This window comes from Noviluteimonas gilva (genome assembly GCF_009740395.1).
Classification (GTDB): Bacteria; Pseudomonadota; Gammaproteobacteria; order Xanthomonadales; family Xanthomonadaceae; genus Noviluteimonas; species Noviluteimonas gilva.
The window spans coordinates 645,722-661,685 of the sequence record NZ_WOXT01000002.1; the positions used below are offsets into that span (position 1 = coordinate 645,722).

Annotated in this window: 19 protein-coding genes; 6 read left to right on the forward strand and 13 right to left on the reverse strand. The window is 58.5% G+C overall.

Annotated elements, in window-relative coordinates; all coding sequences use genetic code 11:
- Nucleotides 1–19: 19 nt before the first annotated feature.
- The 3 genes from GN331_RS10175 to GN331_RS10185 form a co-directional block, all read right to left on the reverse strand.
- On the reverse strand, nt 20–361 hold the full coding sequence (locus GN331_RS10175) for an XAC0095 family protein (protein ID WP_156641867.1): 342 nt from the start codon (nt 359–361) through the stop codon (nt 20–22).
- 280 nt (nt 362–641) lie between these two features.
- The gene (locus GN331_RS10180) at nt 642–1,106 is read right to left on the reverse strand and encodes a hypothetical protein (RefSeq protein WP_156641869.1); all 465 of its coding nucleotides are present in this window, start codon (nt 1,104–1,106) and stop codon (nt 642–644) included.
- Between the two features lie 790 nt (nt 1,107–1,896).
- A complete protein-coding gene (locus GN331_RS10185; protein ID WP_156641871.1) occupies nt 1,897–2,676 on the reverse strand; it encodes a hypothetical protein in 780 nt (259 codons plus the stop codon).
- Between the two features lie 231 nt (nt 2,677–2,907).
- Here GN331_RS10185 and GN331_RS10190 point away from each other — a divergent pair, with 231 nt between their 5' ends.
- Complete coding sequence (locus GN331_RS10190; protein WP_156641872.1) at nt 2,908–3,912, forward strand: ImmA/IrrE family metallo-endopeptidase; 1,005 nt, start codon at nt 2,908–2,910, stop codon at nt 3,910–3,912.
- Complete coding sequence (locus GN331_RS10195; protein ID WP_156641873.1) at nt 3,905–4,552, forward strand: hypothetical protein; 648 nt, start codon at nt 3,905–3,907, stop codon at nt 4,550–4,552. Before GN331_RS10190 ends, GN331_RS10195 begins: the two co-directional genes overlap by 8 nt.
- A gap of 2 nt (nt 4,553–4,554) precedes the next feature.
- On the opposite strand, the gene GN331_RS10200 is transcribed toward GN331_RS10195, so the two are convergent.
- From GN331_RS10200 to GN331_RS17025, 3 genes are read right to left on the reverse strand one after another with little or no spacing between them, the layout of a single operon-like run.
- Entirely contained in the window at nt 4,555–5,124 is a 570-nt protein-coding gene (locus GN331_RS10200; protein ID WP_156641874.1) for a hypothetical protein, read from the reverse strand.
- A complete protein-coding gene (locus tag GN331_RS10205) occupies nt 5,125–5,958 on the reverse strand; it encodes a bis-aminopropyl spermidine synthase family protein (protein ID WP_197427084.1) in 834 nt (277 codons plus the stop codon).
- 22 nt (nt 5,959–5,980) lie between these two features.
- Nucleotides 5,981–6,589: an ATP-binding protein gene (locus GN331_RS17025; RefSeq protein WP_156641875.1), complete on the reverse strand. Its 609-nt coding sequence runs from the start codon at nt 6,587–6,589 to the stop codon at nt 5,981–5,983.
- A gap of 224 nt (nt 6,590–6,813) precedes the next feature.
- Here GN331_RS17025 and GN331_RS10215 point away from each other — a divergent pair, with 224 nt between their 5' ends.
- Nucleotides 6,814–7,437: a hypothetical protein gene (locus GN331_RS10215; RefSeq protein WP_156641876.1), complete on the forward strand. Its 624-nt coding sequence runs from the start codon at nt 6,814–6,816 to the stop codon at nt 7,435–7,437.
- Between the two features lie 168 nt (nt 7,438–7,605).
- On the opposite strand, the gene GN331_RS16780 is transcribed toward GN331_RS10215, so the two are convergent.
- The gene (locus tag GN331_RS16780) at nt 7,606–7,818 is read right to left on the reverse strand and encodes a phage terminase large subunit family protein (RefSeq protein WP_231734443.1); all 213 of its coding nucleotides are present in this window, start codon (nt 7,816–7,818) and stop codon (nt 7,606–7,608) included.
- Nucleotides 7,806–8,195: an organomercurial transporter MerC gene (gene merC / locus GN331_RS10220; protein WP_156641877.1), complete on the reverse strand. Its 390-nt coding sequence runs from the start codon at nt 8,193–8,195 to the stop codon at nt 7,806–7,808. Before merC ends, GN331_RS16780 begins: the two co-directional genes overlap by 13 nt.
- Before the next feature lie 234 nt (nt 8,196–8,429).
- On the opposite strand from merC, the gene GN331_RS10225 reads away from it, so the two are divergent.
- From GN331_RS10225 to GN331_RS10235, 3 genes are all read left to right on the forward strand, one after another.
- A complete protein-coding gene (locus GN331_RS10225) occupies nt 8,430–9,455 on the forward strand; it encodes a hypothetical protein (RefSeq protein ID WP_156641878.1) in 1,026 nt (341 codons plus the stop codon).
- Between the two features lie 203 nt (nt 9,456–9,658).
- Nucleotides 9,659–10,639 (forward strand): AAA family ATPase, encoded by a 981-nt coding sequence (locus GN331_RS10230; protein WP_156641879.1) that lies wholly within the window; start codon nt 9,659–9,661, stop codon nt 10,637–10,639.
- Between the two features lie 11 nt (nt 10,640–10,650).
- Nucleotides 10,651–13,182 carry a S8 family peptidase gene (locus GN331_RS10235; protein WP_156641880.1) on the forward strand — a complete coding sequence of 844 codons (2,532 nt, stop codon included), beginning with the start codon at nt 10,651–10,653 and terminating at the stop codon, nt 13,180–13,182.
- Nucleotides 13,183–13,273: 91 nt separating this feature from the next.
- On the opposite strand, the gene GN331_RS10240 is transcribed toward GN331_RS10235, so the two are convergent.
- From GN331_RS10240 to GN331_RS10260, 5 genes are all read right to left on the reverse strand, one after another.
- Nucleotides 13,274–14,371: an AAA family ATPase gene (locus tag GN331_RS10240; protein ID WP_156641881.1), complete on the reverse strand. Its 1,098-nt coding sequence runs from the start codon at nt 14,369–14,371 to the stop codon at nt 13,274–13,276.
- A gap of 4 nt (nt 14,372–14,375) precedes the next feature.
- On the reverse strand, nt 14,376–14,843 hold the full coding sequence (locus GN331_RS10245) for a DNA primase (protein ID WP_156641882.1): 468 nt from the start codon (nt 14,841–14,843) through the stop codon (nt 14,376–14,378).
- The gene (locus tag GN331_RS10250; RefSeq protein WP_156641883.1) at nt 14,840–15,037 is read right to left on the reverse strand and encodes a hypothetical protein; all 198 of its coding nucleotides are present in this window, start codon (nt 15,035–15,037) and stop codon (nt 14,840–14,842) included. Before GN331_RS10250 ends, GN331_RS10245 begins: the two co-directional genes overlap by 4 nt.
- Complete coding sequence (locus GN331_RS10255; RefSeq protein ID WP_156641884.1) at nt 15,034–15,267, reverse strand: helix-turn-helix transcriptional regulator; 234 nt, start codon at nt 15,265–15,267, stop codon at nt 15,034–15,036. Before GN331_RS10255 ends, GN331_RS10250 begins: the two co-directional genes overlap by 4 nt.
- Before the next feature lie 126 nt (nt 15,268–15,393).
- Nucleotides 15,394–15,891, reverse strand: a complete 498-nt coding sequence (locus tag GN331_RS10260) for a hypothetical protein (RefSeq protein ID WP_156641885.1) — start codon at nt 15,889–15,891, stop codon at nt 15,394–15,396.
- Nucleotides 15,892–15,964 lie beyond the last annotated feature (73 nt).

Genomic DNA, 15,964 nt, shown 5'->3' on the forward strand with positions numbered 1-15,964 from the left:
GTGTCTCTGAAGCGTCAACTCAGAGCGCCCGCTTCTGCCGCATCGGCATTTGCGATTGCCCAATCCTGGCCGCAATCGTGGAGAGCCGCTTCCTCGCTTTAGCCGAACGCGAAGCCTTCGCAGGTTCCTCCGCGCAATACGTAGCCCCAAGAATCGTATCGATCTCCTTCGACAGACTGGAAAAACACCAACTCAACGCAGTCGGGCGGAGTTTCGCCTCGTAGTCGCTGGCCTTGGAACCAGGCTCGGTGAGGTGCGCCATCATGCGCAGGAAGTAGGCCATCTCCACGAGCGCGATGTGCGCTTGCTCGGGGATCGTATAGACAGTGGGGGCAGGGCGCGTGTCGTCTACTTTGGACATGACAGTCTCCTCGGACGGGAAATGACTTGCGCCGCGCGTGCGGCGCAAGAGTGTCGGGAGGTAGAAAGCCGCGCTTCGACCAATGCGGTGGACGTATTCCCTCGCGAACGAGGTCTTGTATTGGTCCCCTCCCGACGCAGAGGACATGCGTTGCGACTATGTCGTTGATGCTGGTCGAAGCGAAGCCTTCTAACCTCGCATCGCCATCGTGACCGTCGAGAGGTGCGCAACGTAATCAGACGCGCGCGCAACGCGCGTCCGACGAATCACCACCGTTGCATCATTGCTCGTTGGCCGGCGCGGGTTTCTTCTTGCCCCGCGACCAGCGATGTCCCAGATCCTTGACGGCCTCGTCCAGCCCGGTCGCTTTGCCGAGCAGTTTGAGCACCGCGTAGGCGATCTGCGAGAAGACCATCAGGTCGCTGCCGAGCGCGTACGTCGTGTCTTCGCACTTGTCGAGGAACTGCTTTGCGCGCTGGGTGATGCGCATCATACGGTCGCGCGCTTCCAGGTCTGCATTGGCGCCGGCCAGGTCGGCGTCCGGCGGAATCAGGCCGGCGTTCTGATTCGCCAGGTCCATGGTGGCGCGCACGTAGCGCTCGCTCTTCGCCCCCATCGAGTTCGAACGGTCCTTGTCGGGCGTGTTGATCAACCCGGGAAGCAGGGCTTCGATCTGCGCGAAGAGGGCCATCACCTGGTCCTCGATTTCCTGCGTGATCTTCATGGAGGCGAGGTCTTGCGTCATTGCGGTAACTCCGTTGAGAGAAATCTCGCACGGAGTGTTTGATCGCAAGAAAGTGGAAGGCAACAGAGGAAAGTTCGCGTGCGTATTTCGTCTGTTCGCAGGCGAGACGCGGGTTGCGATGGGGTGTTGCGAGATTGCGATGAGGTTCAAAACGTTGCGCTAAGGCCTTGGAGGCTTGCGCTAAGACCTGAAGTGCTTGCGCTAGGGCCACGGAAGCTTGCGCTAGGACCGAATTGGTTTGCGCTAGGACTGCAGTGGCTTGCGGTAGGGCCACGGTGGCTTGCGCTAGGACCGCGGAGGGCTGCGCTAGGGCCACGGAGGCTTGCGCTAGGGCCACGGAGGCTTGCGGTAGGACCACGAAGGCTTGCGCTAGGACCGCGGAGGCTTGCGCTAGGGCCACGGAGGCTTGCGGTAGGACCACGAAGGCTTGCGCTAGGACCACGGATGCTTGCGCTAGGGCCTCAGAGGCTTGCGATAGGACCTCAGGGGCTTGCGGTAGGACCTTGGAGGCTTGCGCTAGGAGCCCGGATGCTTGCGCTAGGAGCTCGGAGGCTTGCCATACGACTTCTGAGGCTAGTGCGACGAGACCCAGAGGCTTGCGCAAGACCTATGAGGCATGTGCTCGGACCTCGGACAATGGATTAGCGCGTCGAGCGGTAAGGACGGGGCATCGGAGCGGTTGCGACAGAGCCGCCAGGTGCCTGCGCCAACCTCAGGCTGCGCGAGTGCGCGAGTTGCAACAGACAGTTGGGCCATAGCAGCGTTGCGCGCATTGGCCACTGGGAGGCGGCTAGAAAAGTTGCGGCTGCTGTCGCTTCTCAGGCGTGGCGTTCAATGCAGCTCGCTTAAGACCCTTGATGCCCATCATCCATTCATCCGGACCGCTGGAGTCACAGAGTGCGCGGTACTTGTCGAGCAATTCGCCACTAAGGGTTACAGGGTGTGCCAAGCGAACAAATGCCTGCCCTATCAGGTCTGCTCGGAACAAGACGGGATACTCGCGAATTCCACTTGAAGCCTTGTTGCAATAGCGAACGACCGAAGTGACCTGGGAGGAACCAACTGGGTTTGAACTCACCAAATTGCAAACAGCGCGATGATCGATCGAGTGCCGGAGGCGTTGAGCAGCAAGGGGCTCGGTGGAACGGCAAATCAGCGCGTAGTGACCTCTCTTCTCCTCACCGCTACCGGATTGCCCCCGACTAGTAATCAGCATGTGTTCCGGTAATGGCTCAATTTGCTCATTGCGTCCAACCTGAGCGAGCCACATGACAATTGACGTAGGCGCCGAGTCGATCGTCTTGGGTGCCGCCTTCATCGGTGTGAACAGCGCTTGCAGGTTGGAAACGCGCTCCGCCATTCGTGCATGTTGGATGGCCGGCCCGACAGAGTTGCCAATGCCCCATCCAAACACGCCGCCGCCGCTCTCGCGCTCCAAGTCCTTGCGACGAATGATGTCTGAGAGCGGCTGACCTGACTCCGCTCCCATTTTCGTCCAACAGAAAATAGGTGGAATCTCCTGCTCGGTCGCTTCTTGAGCCGCGCGCGGTGAAGAGAGAATCGATCCCATGGCTGCTAGCGTACCTGACCCGAGCCATATTATAGAGGCGGGCGGGCGGCCGATGCGTTTGGATCGGCGTCGCTGTCATCATTGACTCAGTTCCAGATTTTCGGGCACAAGACAGGGGCCTTGACGCGCAACAGCTAGACCCGTTGGCAATCTACGTAACTCAAAAAGGGGGCACCTGGTCTCAATCGGTGCCGTGGGTAGTCTCGTCGCTGCTGCTACGGGGAGAGCGATATGACCGAGAGCTCGGCTGAATTTAAGGCGCGGTTGATTCGGCGGACCGGTTTGAGTTCAGACGCCGTCACGGCAGCGTGGCCCGAATGGTGGAGCGTAGAAGCGGAGGGGTCTCCGTCAGCCGCCGCCGAGTTGCGATTTTCTATTGCGCGCAAGCTCGGTCTCGACCCTCGATCTCTGATTTCCGAAAATGAGCCTAGGTTCATTTGGAACGACTCCGCTCGCTTTAAGAACTTGAAGGAAGGAGCTCCAGGTGAGAGGCCGATCATCTCGTCATTTGGTACAGCCCTGACGCGCCTACTTCTGCAAGGAGTTCCGGGCGCCCCAAATACGGAGGCTATTCATGCGACGGATTTGAGAAATGCGATCTTGGCGACCAGTCAAAGCGTCGGTCTGATTGAGCTCTTGTCCACGTGCTGGGGGCTGGGTATTCCGGTCATCCATCTTCGCGTGTACCCACTTAGCGCGAAACGCATGAGCGCAATGAGTGTTCGGGTTGGCGATAGATACGCCATCTTGCTGGCGCGCGATGCTCAGTATCCTGCTCCAATCGCTTTCTACCTTGCCCATGAAATGGGTCACATCCTATTGGGCCATCTTGAGGATGGTTGCTCAATCGTGGACATGGAAATGCTTGAAGACCTCGGCACGGCTGAGGATTCGGAAGAGATGCAGGCGGATGCCTTTGCGCTTGAATTGCTTACAGGGCGCGCGCAACCGGAGTTGGTAGTTCAAGGGGAAGGCCGAGGCGCGCAGCAGCTAGCGCGGGAGGCGGCCCGAGTGGGGCAAATTGAAAGGATCGAACCAGGAACGCTCGCACTTGCCTTCGGCTACGCCGCCAAGGCGTGGCCTACAGCGATAGCAGCGTTGCAGCATATCTACGGACGACCACTAGACGTGTCGGGAGTCGTTAACACAATCGCTAGCGGGCAGCTCGCTTGGCGTGACTTTCCCGACGAGTCCGAAAGCTTTGTGCGAGCAGTCATGGGCCTGCCACATGGCTGACGCCGCGATTGATAATGACGCGCTATTGAAGGGCGTCTCCTATGGCTTCATCGACGACCTTCTCGCTTCCATCCCTGGAGCGCCGTTCGACTACGGAGTTCTGGGCACAGCGAAGTACGTCCTTCCTAAGGTGCTGAAGAAGCGCCCGCCCGTTCGCGTAGAGGAAGCAAAAAGTGACCTTTCGACTGCGCTCGAATCATTGGAGATCCTTGAACCCACGCCGGATGAGACGCTGTTAGCAGCGCAGCTTGAGTACGAAGCGCAGCTCCTTAGCCTTCCGATGCACGTGGGCGAGTGCCAGTTGATCGCCATACTTGTCGTTCGGGCGCTTAATCATGTGCTCACCGGAGATAAAGCTGCACTCGTGGCGGTAGGGCCTGTCGCGTCGGCCGCCGGTATTGACCCGGCGAAGCTCTCCGGAAAGTTCATCTGCTTTGAGCAGGCGGTTCGCTTCCTAATGAGCTCTAAGGGAGCGGCGCCTATCAAGAGCGCGATATGCGCCGAGCGGGACGTAGATATCGCCATGCGCGTTTGCTTTAGTTGTGCTTCTCCTGAAGTGGAGAAAGAGTCATGGCTCGCTTGTCTCGAAAGCCACATTGAGGACCTGCGTTCGCACTCGGGCGATATCCTTGTTGCTTGATCTCATTTGAGAAACACAGCATAGGGCGCCTTGAGTGTCGCGACCAACCCAATGTTGGTTGCCTCCTCGTCTGGCCCCAACGGCACATCCACATCTGGCCCGAGCTCGAGGCAGGCTTTGTCAACTCGGCCTTGGATGTAGGCTCGCCCACTTTTACCCATGCTAGGTCCGCGAGCAATTATTGTCCTAGTCAGCGGGAGGTCGAAATCTGCCTCTTGCAGATCATCGATAACTAATGCGTAGCGGGAACCACGCACCTCAATTCCCTTCGGCACTGCAAGCCAGCTCTGGCCATCGATGGAATACTGCTGGGCATTGCCTTCTGCCCAATGATTGGAATCCATTTTTTGCATTACCAAGTGAATCGGATTTCCTTGCTTAGCCTGCTCCTGAGCAAACGGCTGCACCATGGCGGTGGGGTGGCAAGTGCTGCCGCCATACCCCCAGAAGGCCATGCCGGCGTCGTCAATTTCTTTGAGCTTTCGCTTGATAATGCTTTCTAGGGGCTCTTTGGCATGAATTCCGATCTTCATGAAAAGAACGTGGTTGCCAGGTTGAATGATAGCGCTCATTTATAGCTCCATAGATTCAATGGCGTACTCTTCGTCATGAGCCTTGCCATAGTCAACGCGCTTGCGTTCACGAACGTAGCGGATTTTTAGTGGCTGATCTTTGCCGTAGAAGTTATCGAGGCGGTTGCGATCGAGTGGCGAACTCGATACGACCCTGGCGTCCGCGGGCAGTGCTTTGAAGAACAGATTGCAAGAGCGCAGATCGGGGTCGTCGTCAAGGTGGTACAGGTGCATTTTGGATTGCATCTTCTGCACGAACTGCCCGTTATCCAAGGCGAACCGTTGAACCTGCGCAAGCACTTGTTGGGGCCATTCTCTTTCGTGATCGTCGGCAATTACGACAAGCCCTTCGCCCGCATAGCCGGTGGCCTCAAAGCCGCGCTGCATGAAAACCTTCACGCTCTCTCCAGCATTGCTGGCACCCCACGGGGGGTTGGTGTAGAAGCAATCGAACTGCGCAATCGACTCCGTGGGGAAGGCGTCTGCGCAGTTGTACAGCCGCGACTCCAAGGAACTGATGCCCTCGTGATCGGCGAAGCGAGCGATGGCGCTGCAAATACGTTCGTCGAAGTCAAACACGGTGATTTGCTTCGGCCCCTCATCGAAGATTCCGCGTTCTTTGAGTATCGCGACACAGACGCTAATTGCGTCTCCATCGCCAATGAAGGCCAGGTTCTTGCCGTTTGCCCATCGCGCCACTAGCTCGCTCTGCATGACCATGTCGCCAGTCTTCATGTAGATCTGGTCAAAGTCGCGCAATGGTCGCGGTCGGTTCTGCACAACGTCAGAGACCGCATTGATTGCGTCTTTTAGATTGATTTCGCGTGAGGCCACGTCCTACTCCATCCGCTGAGTTTCAGTCCATCCCAATCAGGGCGCGTACTCGCAGTACCAGTTCGTCGCGAGGTATTCCGCTATCAATCAGGTGACAAGGGCGCCCCGAAAGAATCGCGTAAGTTGCGACCACGGAGGCCTGCAACTCGACATGCATGGAAAGTTCAAACAGCGAGGGCCTTGGCCGCCCCTCAGGACTCCGCGTAATTCGCCTTTCTAGCTCTTCAGGCGAGGCGTAGAGGCAAAGGAAGCGATCAACTTCGAGCCTCGCCAGCTGCTCGGTTTTGAATGGGGTAACGCGGAATCCAAAATCTTCTTTTGTCACGGGATGGCTATCAATGAGCAAGACTTTGTCGTTATCGCGACAAGTCCGAGCCTCTGCGAGGAGAATGTCATCGATTTCCGCGACGTGCGTTGGAGTGATGATCTGAGCGGACCTGCTCCGCACGTCTACTTCTGTCAGCCCGTCCCCCGATTGGCGACTAATATGATCACGAAGCCGCAGGCTATAGCTAAACACTACGACTCTGGGATCGCTAGCCAATGCATCGCATAGGGTCGACTTTCCAGTCGCGGGCGCGCCTGTGATGTAAACGATCTTGCCCACACGTCCCCCTGGACTTTGTCGCATGGCAATTTAGTTCTACTTCGGAGTTCACCCGGCGCTACCGAAAGCAGACAGGTATTCTCTCACTATCAAACGTCGTACAACGTTCCGATAGGCCACTCGTTCGGGGGTGCTGAGCACACGGCGGCGGCTGCGGGTGCGCTGAATGTGCTGCCGCGAATTTTGGCCGCATTGCCATCTGCTAGAACGTAAGCAATATCAACGCAGATGGGAAGTTTGGCGACGACGTGACTATCGACGACTACTTGAACGAATTGAATTACGCCTTGTCAGGCGTGATTAATGCGCTCTGGCATGAGCAGGATGCCGTTGATGACCTTCAAAAGCAGCTCAATGCCTTGCAAAGAACTGTGCAAGATCAATATAGGCGCGCTGAAGCTATCGCCAGAGATGCTGAAACGCCTGACGATGTAATGCTTGCAACGGCGATGCAGTGGGAAACCTATTTCGGGGATGATAAAGCGGCAGCTCGTACGCAAGCGGAACTCGTTGGAATCCTAGAGAAGCTGAAGCTTCGAGAGTTCTCACGCTCTTCACTCGCAGGAAGTCTCCTGCAGTTTGCGAAACAAGGTCTGTCCGCGGCATACGGTGAACCGAAGAACTGGCCAACTGGGCGCATGGTAGGAAGCCAGGGGCTTAGCACCGTGGTCCTTCAGGCTAGGAATCAGGCGGAGCATTGGGAAGAGGGAAAGCCGCGGGACCCAGTGGTCGCATGTTTTGATGCGCTAGCCAAAGATTGCGGCGCGCAATTCGCCGCTTACCGAACGCGGAATTTGGCTTTCGAAGTTGTGACACTGCTTGGCTGGCGCAGCGTTGATGCCTTCGGCACAGACATGCGCTCGGCCCAATGAGGCTCCGGACCGCATGCCCAAAAGTTAAAGGCCCAACCATTCGGCTGGGCCTTCAATACTGGTGCGGAAGTGGGCGCCCCAAAGTGGGTGCAAGCCACTGATTGTAGTGACTCTTGCTTGAGTTCGTCTGGGAATGCACCCCCAGAGATACCCCCAAGTTTCGTCGGCCTAGCAGCAGCAGGCGCGATCTTGTTGCATGGGTGGGCACTTCACCGTGCCGTACGAGCAGTAGACGCAGCAGTCGCCGGCGAGCGGCTCCAAGACTTTGCCGCAACCCGCGCAGTCATAGAACCACTGGCATGCCTCTGTCGGCATCGTGTCCACTTGCGAATGTCCGCAATGAGGGCATGTGATTTTCGATTCGAGGATCACGTCGGACATTTGGGCGCCACCGGCTTGAACAGGTCCAATAGCGAAACACAAACCATTAGGGCCAAGCCGACATAAAACAGGAAGATGCCCCAGTCGTGGTGCCAGAACACGAGCAGCGCCAGCAGCACCGCCACCGGACCCACGACGGATAGGCCGCCGCGAACGGGATTTTTGTGGCGATACCAGGCGACGAGATTTGCCAGCAGCGCCAGCGCCGCGAAGGCGGGCAGGAGCTTGCGGAACATCAACCCTTCGTAGGGCGCAAGGAAACCCAGCCCGATGGCGACGCCGAGCGAGCCGAGGGCCGGGAAGCAGCCGGCGCAGGAGAGCGCGCTTAACAGCGCGCCGGCGCTGCTGGCCTTGTCGATTGCTTTGGTGATTTGCATTGGCAAATGGTCGCGAGGATCGCCGGCGCCGTCAATGAGAATGCCGGCAACGCACCGTGCTAGGCGACCCCCCAAGCATCAATTCGCGGCCGTACGGAAACTACGGGGCGCGCGGTCTGGATGCATTTTGTCTGAACTTCTACCCCCCCCCGTCTCACACGGTGAGAAATACCTCTGGCTCAATTTCAGCCCTTCTGGGCTTCTCTCTGAACCTTCGCTCCTCATAATCACGCGATGACACAAGTTGCAACCGAGCAAATCCGCCGACGGCTTGAATCTATCGATCAACGGCGTCGTTGGTTTGAATGGAAGTCAGAGCAGCCCAATCGCCTGTTCCGTCACGAGGTGTGGCGCCACACGTACCTGGCGAGGCCGTACCTAATCGGCGCTAACGATGAACGGGTTGCCGAGCGATTCCGTAGCATCTTCCTGAACGTGTGCGAGATCGGGTCGGACGGAAGGATTCGAATGATTTCATTCGAAGAGACCGATGAATACATGCAGGTGTTTACACACATGCTTGAGGAATTTGGGTCGCGTTGTGGTGATGTTCCGAAGGATCTGATTCAGACCGCGAGGGCGCCGTTCTTCAAGTATTTTGCCCAAGGCACGCCGATTGGCGTGACGATGTTCGAAGGGTACAAGGCGCCCAAAACGCCGATCCTTGTGAAGTACGGAAAGCGCGAGTTTCTCGAACCGATGCTGAAGTTCGGCACCATCCGGCTGGCTAATGCGAGGTCGTACAACCAAGCTAGCCTGATTGATGCCATTCGGGATGATGAAACGAGCCGAACGTTTTTTATTCCGACTTACAAGGAACGGCTTGAAGGCAAGCGGCACATCGAATTGCAGGGACATCGAATCGAAATTGGAGATGACGATCTCGAGATTCCGCTCGTCATCGAGGATTATTTTCTCTTCAGTCTGTGCGAGCACATTCATTATCGAATGCCAACGGATTTCGATGCGGACGCGGCGATTGTCATTCGCGATCCGAACCTCTTCAAACAGCGTTTGATCTCGACGTTCTTGGCCCGCTTTCCCCAATGGGTTCCCATGGAGGGAAAGGTGATCTACTACGATCCGTATCGTGATTACACAAAGTTCCGGGTGCCGGAAATGGCGAAGCATTTCGGCTATGGGTACCAGAAGGAGTTTCGAATTGCGTTTCGTCCTCGCCGACGAATCCCGACGAACATTGAGCCTACATTTTTGTCAATTGGGCCGATGACTGACTTTGCCGACCTTGTTTCGGTTTGACCCGCCGATCACCTGGCATCTGCGAGAAGATCGACTTGGCATGCGCATCGCGAGTCGGGGTGAACATCGGTGGCGGTGGCCGTTGCGGTTGCGGTTGGCGGTACGAGTAGGTGGCCCGGGGGGGCAGTCCGCCCGGTCTGCCGTGCAAACCGCCGTGCCGACAGGTACGATTGCCTGCGAGGCGCTGTTCGGGGGGAGGGCTCATGTCTAGTGCGGAACAACTAAGGGCACTGGTTCAATCCCATCGCGATGGCGACGAAGCCCATTTCTATGCGGTCGCCCTCCAATTGGCTGCACAGGAAGCCCGCCGAGGGCATACCAAGCTGGCGGAGGAGATTCGGCAGCTGGTCGACTCGGCCAAATCCCGCGCGAAGACCGTTGCTCTCCACCAGCCGCGCGGCGAGCTCGGCGCTCTCTTGCTGGCGTCATATCCTGCGACCAGGTTGAGTGACATCGTTACGGACGCCGTGCTTGAGCGGCAACTGACCCGAGTGATTCGCGAGCAGCGTAACGTGAGCCGATTTGTTGCTCACGGGCTTTCACCGCGACGCAAACTGTTGCTGGTTGGGCCGCCGGGCACGGGGAAAACATTAACGGCGACTGCGCTAGCGGGTGAGCTGGGGCTGCCGCTGTTTTTGATTCGCTTAGATGTGTTGATTACGAAATTCATGGGCGAAACGGCTGCCCGCCTACGACAGGTTTTTGATGCGATTGCTGCGACGCGCGGCGTTTACTTTTTTGATGAATTTGATGCGATTGGCTCTCAAAGAGGCGCCCCTAACGACGTCGGTGAAGTGCGACGCATTTTGAATAGCTTTCTTCAAATGCTTGAGCACGATCAATCGCAGAGTCTCATTATCGCAGCTACAAACCATCCAGATATCTTGGATTCCGCGCTTCTGCGTCGATTTGACGACGTTCTCCACTATCGACTTCCCAACGGTTCGCAAATCGAATCGCTCCTTAGGGGGAGGCTGGCGAACTTCATGCCATCCCGTGCGCCTTGGAAAACGTTAGTGAAACAAGCAGAGAGCCTCAGCTACGCCGAAATTTCAAAGGCGGCTGAAGATGCAATCAAGGAAGCCTTGATTCATGGTGCACAGGAAGTCGACCCGCGGCATGTAGGTGAAATGCTTGAAGAGCGAAAGCTCATGCGGTCGGCATGGGGACAGCTTTCACCTTAAGGTCGTGATGAATGCCTGAGCCGAGAAATCCTCGCCCGCATTTCGTTCTTCCCGAAACATTCGTAAGCACCGAGCCGTACCAGGCTGTAAATGCCTTCGGTCGTAGCGGGCTGATTCCCCCACGGTATCGGCCGGCGCATGCTGCCGAACTGCGGGGCGATCTGGAGGTGCTGGAGCACCTTTTCCCAGTTGCCTCCGAACAGCAGCGTGCAGCAGGCTGGCAGGAAGGCTTGGGGCTTCGCGTGGTTTTTTCGAGCTTTCCGGATGTGCAGCTCGCAATCGACAGCTTGGACCTGAAGAGCGCCGGTATTGAGTTACTCAATGTGCGCGAATCGGAAGGCGTCACCCTGGCAACTGTCTGGATCCCGGAAGGTCAGCTCGAGCTGTTCGAGCGCAAGATCACAGCGTATCTTGCGGCGCCAGGTGCTGCCGCTACCGTTCAGGACAATCGGAAGTTGCTGGATGCGATTCGCGAGATTCGCGCCGCCGCCATTGAGGACCTTTGGACCGACGAGGCGCCGATCCCCGCGGACGACCGCGTCGCGACCTTCGAAGCATGGTTTAGCACGCCTGTTATTCCCCTCGTGGCTACGGGTCGCAATGCGCTGCGTCTGACCGCAACGGAGCGCATCGAACGCTTTCGGGCCGTGGCCGAACAGGTTGAACTAAGGGTGAGCCAGCGTGCTCTCCAATTTCCTGAGCGCGCTGTTCTGCAGGTGCGCGGGACGATTGCCCAATTCAAAGATTCCGCCAACTTGCTGGGTCAACTTGCGGAGCTGCGCCTCGCGCCGGAGCCTGCCGAGTTTTTCATGGAGCTCAACCCAGAACAGCAACGCGATTGGGTTGATGAACTCATTCCACGAACTCAATTTGCTCAGCCGAATGAAGATGTGCCGTATGTGTGTGTGCTGGATACTGGATGCACGCAGGGTCACCCGTTGATTGCTGCATCTCTGTCGGCAGACGATGTCCACACGGTTGATGCGGATTGGGGTGCCGGGGACGAGGACGGCCACGGGACAGCTCAGTCGGGATTGGCACTATGGGGCGACCTTTCGATTGCGTTGTCAGGTGTTGACCGAATTCGGATTGCGCATCGGCTGGAGTCCGTGAAGCTGTTGCCGGACGAAGGTGCAAATGATGAGGAGCATTTCGGCCCGTTGACCGCAGAAGCAGTTAGTCGGCCGGAGATTCATGCACCGCATCGGCGGCGTTTGTTCTCAATGGCCGTTACTAGCGACACTCATGTGATGACAGGCAGACCAACTGCTTGGTCGGCTGAAGTTGATGCGTTGGCATCGGATTGGAGTGGAAACGGGGAGGCGCCACGGCTCATGATCCTGAGCGGCGGCAACGTTGTTGGGATCAAGCCAGGCGGGTATTTCGCCACCAATTCCGGATCTCCAATTGAGGACCCAGCAAACGCCTGGAACGCCGTCACGGTGGGCGCAATCACTGCAAAGGTTGATATCACTGAGCCTTATGCCGACGCTTACGATCCCGTTGCGCCATCTGGCGGTTTGAGCCCATACAGCAGCACGTCTTTCACATGGGACCGGGAAGCGCCATTCAAGCCTGATGTTGTTTTTGAAGGTGGCAACATGGGTGACGACGGGATGTTGTGCAGTCAGATGGATAGCTTGAGCCTTCTGACGACCCACCATCGGCCCATCAATCGACAGTTTGCAACGACGTGGGCGACAAGCGCCGCAACCGCATTGGCTTCGCGTTTTGCTGCGCAAGTGATGGCGGAGTATCCCGCTCTGTGGCCGGAAACCGTTCGCGCACTAATGGTCCATAGCGCGCAATGGACCCCCGCGCTACAGGCACAGTTTCCCGGCGGGAGAGACAATATTGAGCGTCGGTTGCGACACTGCGGGTGGGGCGAGCCGGATCTCGCGTCGGCGCTCCACAGCGGATCCGATTCTCTGACGTTGATCGCACAGGCCGAGCTGCAACCTTATGGCCGTCGGCGTCCGCGAGCATCTATTACTGCGCATGACATGCGGCTTCACCGCTTGCCGTGGCCGCGTGACGCGCTCCAGGCATTGCTGGAAACGGATGTCGAGTTGCGCGTTTCGTTGTCTTATTTTATCGAGCCGAACCCCGGGCAGCGCGGACGTAGCGACCGCTTTCGATACGCCTCGCACGGATTGAGATTCGCAGTTCAGCGTCCCGCCGAGACTGTTGGACAGTTTCAAAGACGCATCAACGCCCTTGCTCGTGAAGACGATGAAGCGTTCGAGCGTTTTGAGGGGGCGGATCCCCGTTGGCTGCTGGGTCCGCGCAAACGATTTAGAGGGTCCCTACATCACGACCGTTTGACGTGCTCGGCACCGGAGCTCGCTTCGCGCGAACACATTGCGGTTTTTCCGGTAGGCGGATGGTGGAAGAGCAGAGAGGCGTTGCAGCGATTCGAGCGCACGGCACGGTATTCGCTCGTTGTATCGATTCACGCGCCGCAGCTGCCCACCGAAGTTGATCTGTATGTGGGAGTTGAGCAGGCACTGCAGGTTGCGGTTCCAATTGAGATCCCGGTCTAACCCGCGAACGCATCGGGGGTGCGACCCAAGCGCGTGGCCAATCGCTTGGTGCATGGTGCGTTTCCTAGCGGCGCACCATGCACCAGCATTTTCATTCTCCGCCGGACGCCCGGCGATAGGCATCAGCGCCGTGATCCTTAGCGGGCATAGATTGCGACCGCGTTCCTTTTTTGGCCTTCGGCGAATACCGTCCCTCGTCCTTCGCCTTGTTCAATGCGCGGATTACAGTGGAATGACTTACGCCAAGTTCGCTGCCGATCTCACGCATGGTCAGGCCAAGTGCAGCAAGCTCAATCATCTGCGCTTCTGACGCTTCCGATACCGCACGTATGGCCCACTCTTGCGCACCTGCCGACGTCGCTTGTAGTGCCGCCACGAACGGCGTGACCTCCTGCCCGTAGAGCGCGCGAGCTTTCTCGAAATGAATCTCGAATCGTGCTCCTTGATCTGGCATGTAATCGGCCGGCCGCTTCAGCGCGATTACGGTATCGAGAAGATCCTCGCGCTTCGAAGTTCCGCGCTGTTGTCCGCCCTTGCCGGCGTGATGGATGAACACCACGCTCCGCCCGTTTGATCGCATCCGCAGTGCCCATTCCGCAACCGGTTGCCAGCTTTCACCCTCATTCTCCTTGCCGCCCCGAACCAAGCAGCTCAGGTTGTCCACGATGATCACCCGCGCGTCGCCAGCAGCGGCCGTGATGGCATCCTGTCCGGCCGGCGTGTACAGATTCGGCATGATCCCGTCGGGTTGCAGGTCCGGTGTCATAAGCTTCAGCGTGTCCGGCGCTTCGCCGCCACCATTGGCCGCGATGATTCCCGCGAGTCGGTCTTTAAGGTCCGCTCCCGGCATCTCCCCATCCAGATAAAGCACGTGCACCGGCTTGGACGCCCGCCAACCGAGGAACTCGCCGGCGCTCGCCAGGGCAAATCCAACGCCAAGCGCGACGTGCGTTTTTCCGATGCCGCGGGGCGCGTAGATCATGCTTAAGCTTTGCGATTGAAGCCAAGGCGAAAGCAGTCGTTCGCGAGGCGGGAACGTTGCCGACAGCAGATCAGCAGCCCCGACTACAACAGGGCGGGCGCACGGCACAATGCATTTCGTATCCCGCGCGACATCGAAATATGCCGAATCGGCGTTGCGAGCCAGCGCCTCAGCGGCCGCTTGATCCGCCCTTTCTTCCAACGTCATGCGGTCAGCGTCCATTGAGCACCGTCCGTGCTTCGCCCACGCGTTCACAGGCGGCCACGAGCCGTTTGCGATCCTCAGGCAACAGACCCTGCCCATTTTCGATTTGCCGCCCCGCGATCTCGATGATCGCTGCTTCCCTGGCGACGACGTCCAGCGCCGCCGCCCAGCCAGCTTCCTTTGCCCGTCGGCGCGCTTCCCGGCGCTCTGGTTCGGTCATCGCACGCAACCGCGCCGGGAACAGGTCGGCAAGTCCAAGTCCGATCGCTCCCAATACATCGGCCGGCGAGCATCCACAAAAAGCGTGCAACAACGTGGCGCCGTTGTCGGCCTCACTGACGCTGACCTTGTCCGACTTTCCGCCGCACGCCGGGCAGCGTGCGCGCCATCCCTTGCCCGTGCTCCGAACGCCCTCAAGTCGTGCGAGCAACTCGCGGGCGCCAAGTGGCGCCCGCATAATCGATTGATCCGTCATCGGCGTCCCCATCCCCAGCTTTGATTGGATGCCTTCAGCAAATCCGCAGCATCGGCAATACGGGGGTCAGGGAACTCGACGTTCTTCAGGTAATGATTCAGCTGGCGACTTGCCGCCACCATGAGAAGTCGCATGGCCATTTCGCGCGCATCTCTTGTGCTGATTCCCACCTTTTTACTTGCGCGCTTCTTCATTCCGAGTGCGCCTCGTTGCGTGCGACTATGCGGGCAGCGATCCAGGCGCTGACCTCGTGCGCAGCCCATGCGCTGGCGCGTTCGCCAAGCTTTACGGGCGTGGGAAAGTCGCCGGTCGCGATGCGGCGGTAGATTTCGGACCGGGACAGACAGGTCCGTTCTTTGACCCTCGGCAACCGCTCTAAAGCAATTGCTGCCACCACGGGCGGCGAGTTGAACTTGCGGGGCATCGTAGCTTCCTAGTATGCGAGCCGCTGCCGAATGGCACGCGGCGCTGCAGGACGCAGCGGCACCCATTAAATGCAATAAAAAAATCGCGCCAAGACTGCAGCTAGAACAACACTGACGCAGCTAGCTCAGTCGTGTCTTCTCCCCTTGCGTTCCTTCTGCCATTCCCGGACCCAGCGAGTCACGGTGTCGGGGCTTTCAATGGCGGTCCGTTCGACGGCGTAGCGCGCAAATGCGGCTCCTGACCTGTGCGTCGTCGTCCCCCTTTGCCAGTCCGACCAAAGGCGCTTCACCTCAACCTTGGCGGCTTGCTTCGGGTCGTTGGCGAGCTTTACACGCGCGCCTTTTTGTCGGGCCGCACGATGCCCCGCGACCGCGGAGGTAAGCCCAGCCTCGCGCTCATGCATGCGCGACTGTTGCGCCTTCAGGGCACGCTCCAGCCGGCGCTGCAGCCGCGCCAGGCGGCGGTGGGCCAAAAGCTGGTTCGCCAACGACGCAACATATCCGGCCAGCTCGTGCCTCTCCTGCCGCAGCGCCCAAGCGAAAACCCGCTCCCACCGACGAAGTTCACGCTCGTCTTCCGACGAGCCACTTGTGATCGGCGTTCTCGGATTCTCGTGGGCCACGCGACGTACGCTCCCTGACTGCGGGGGAGCTCACGATGTTCGATGCTGGGCTGTATTCGTCCAGTCAACGCGG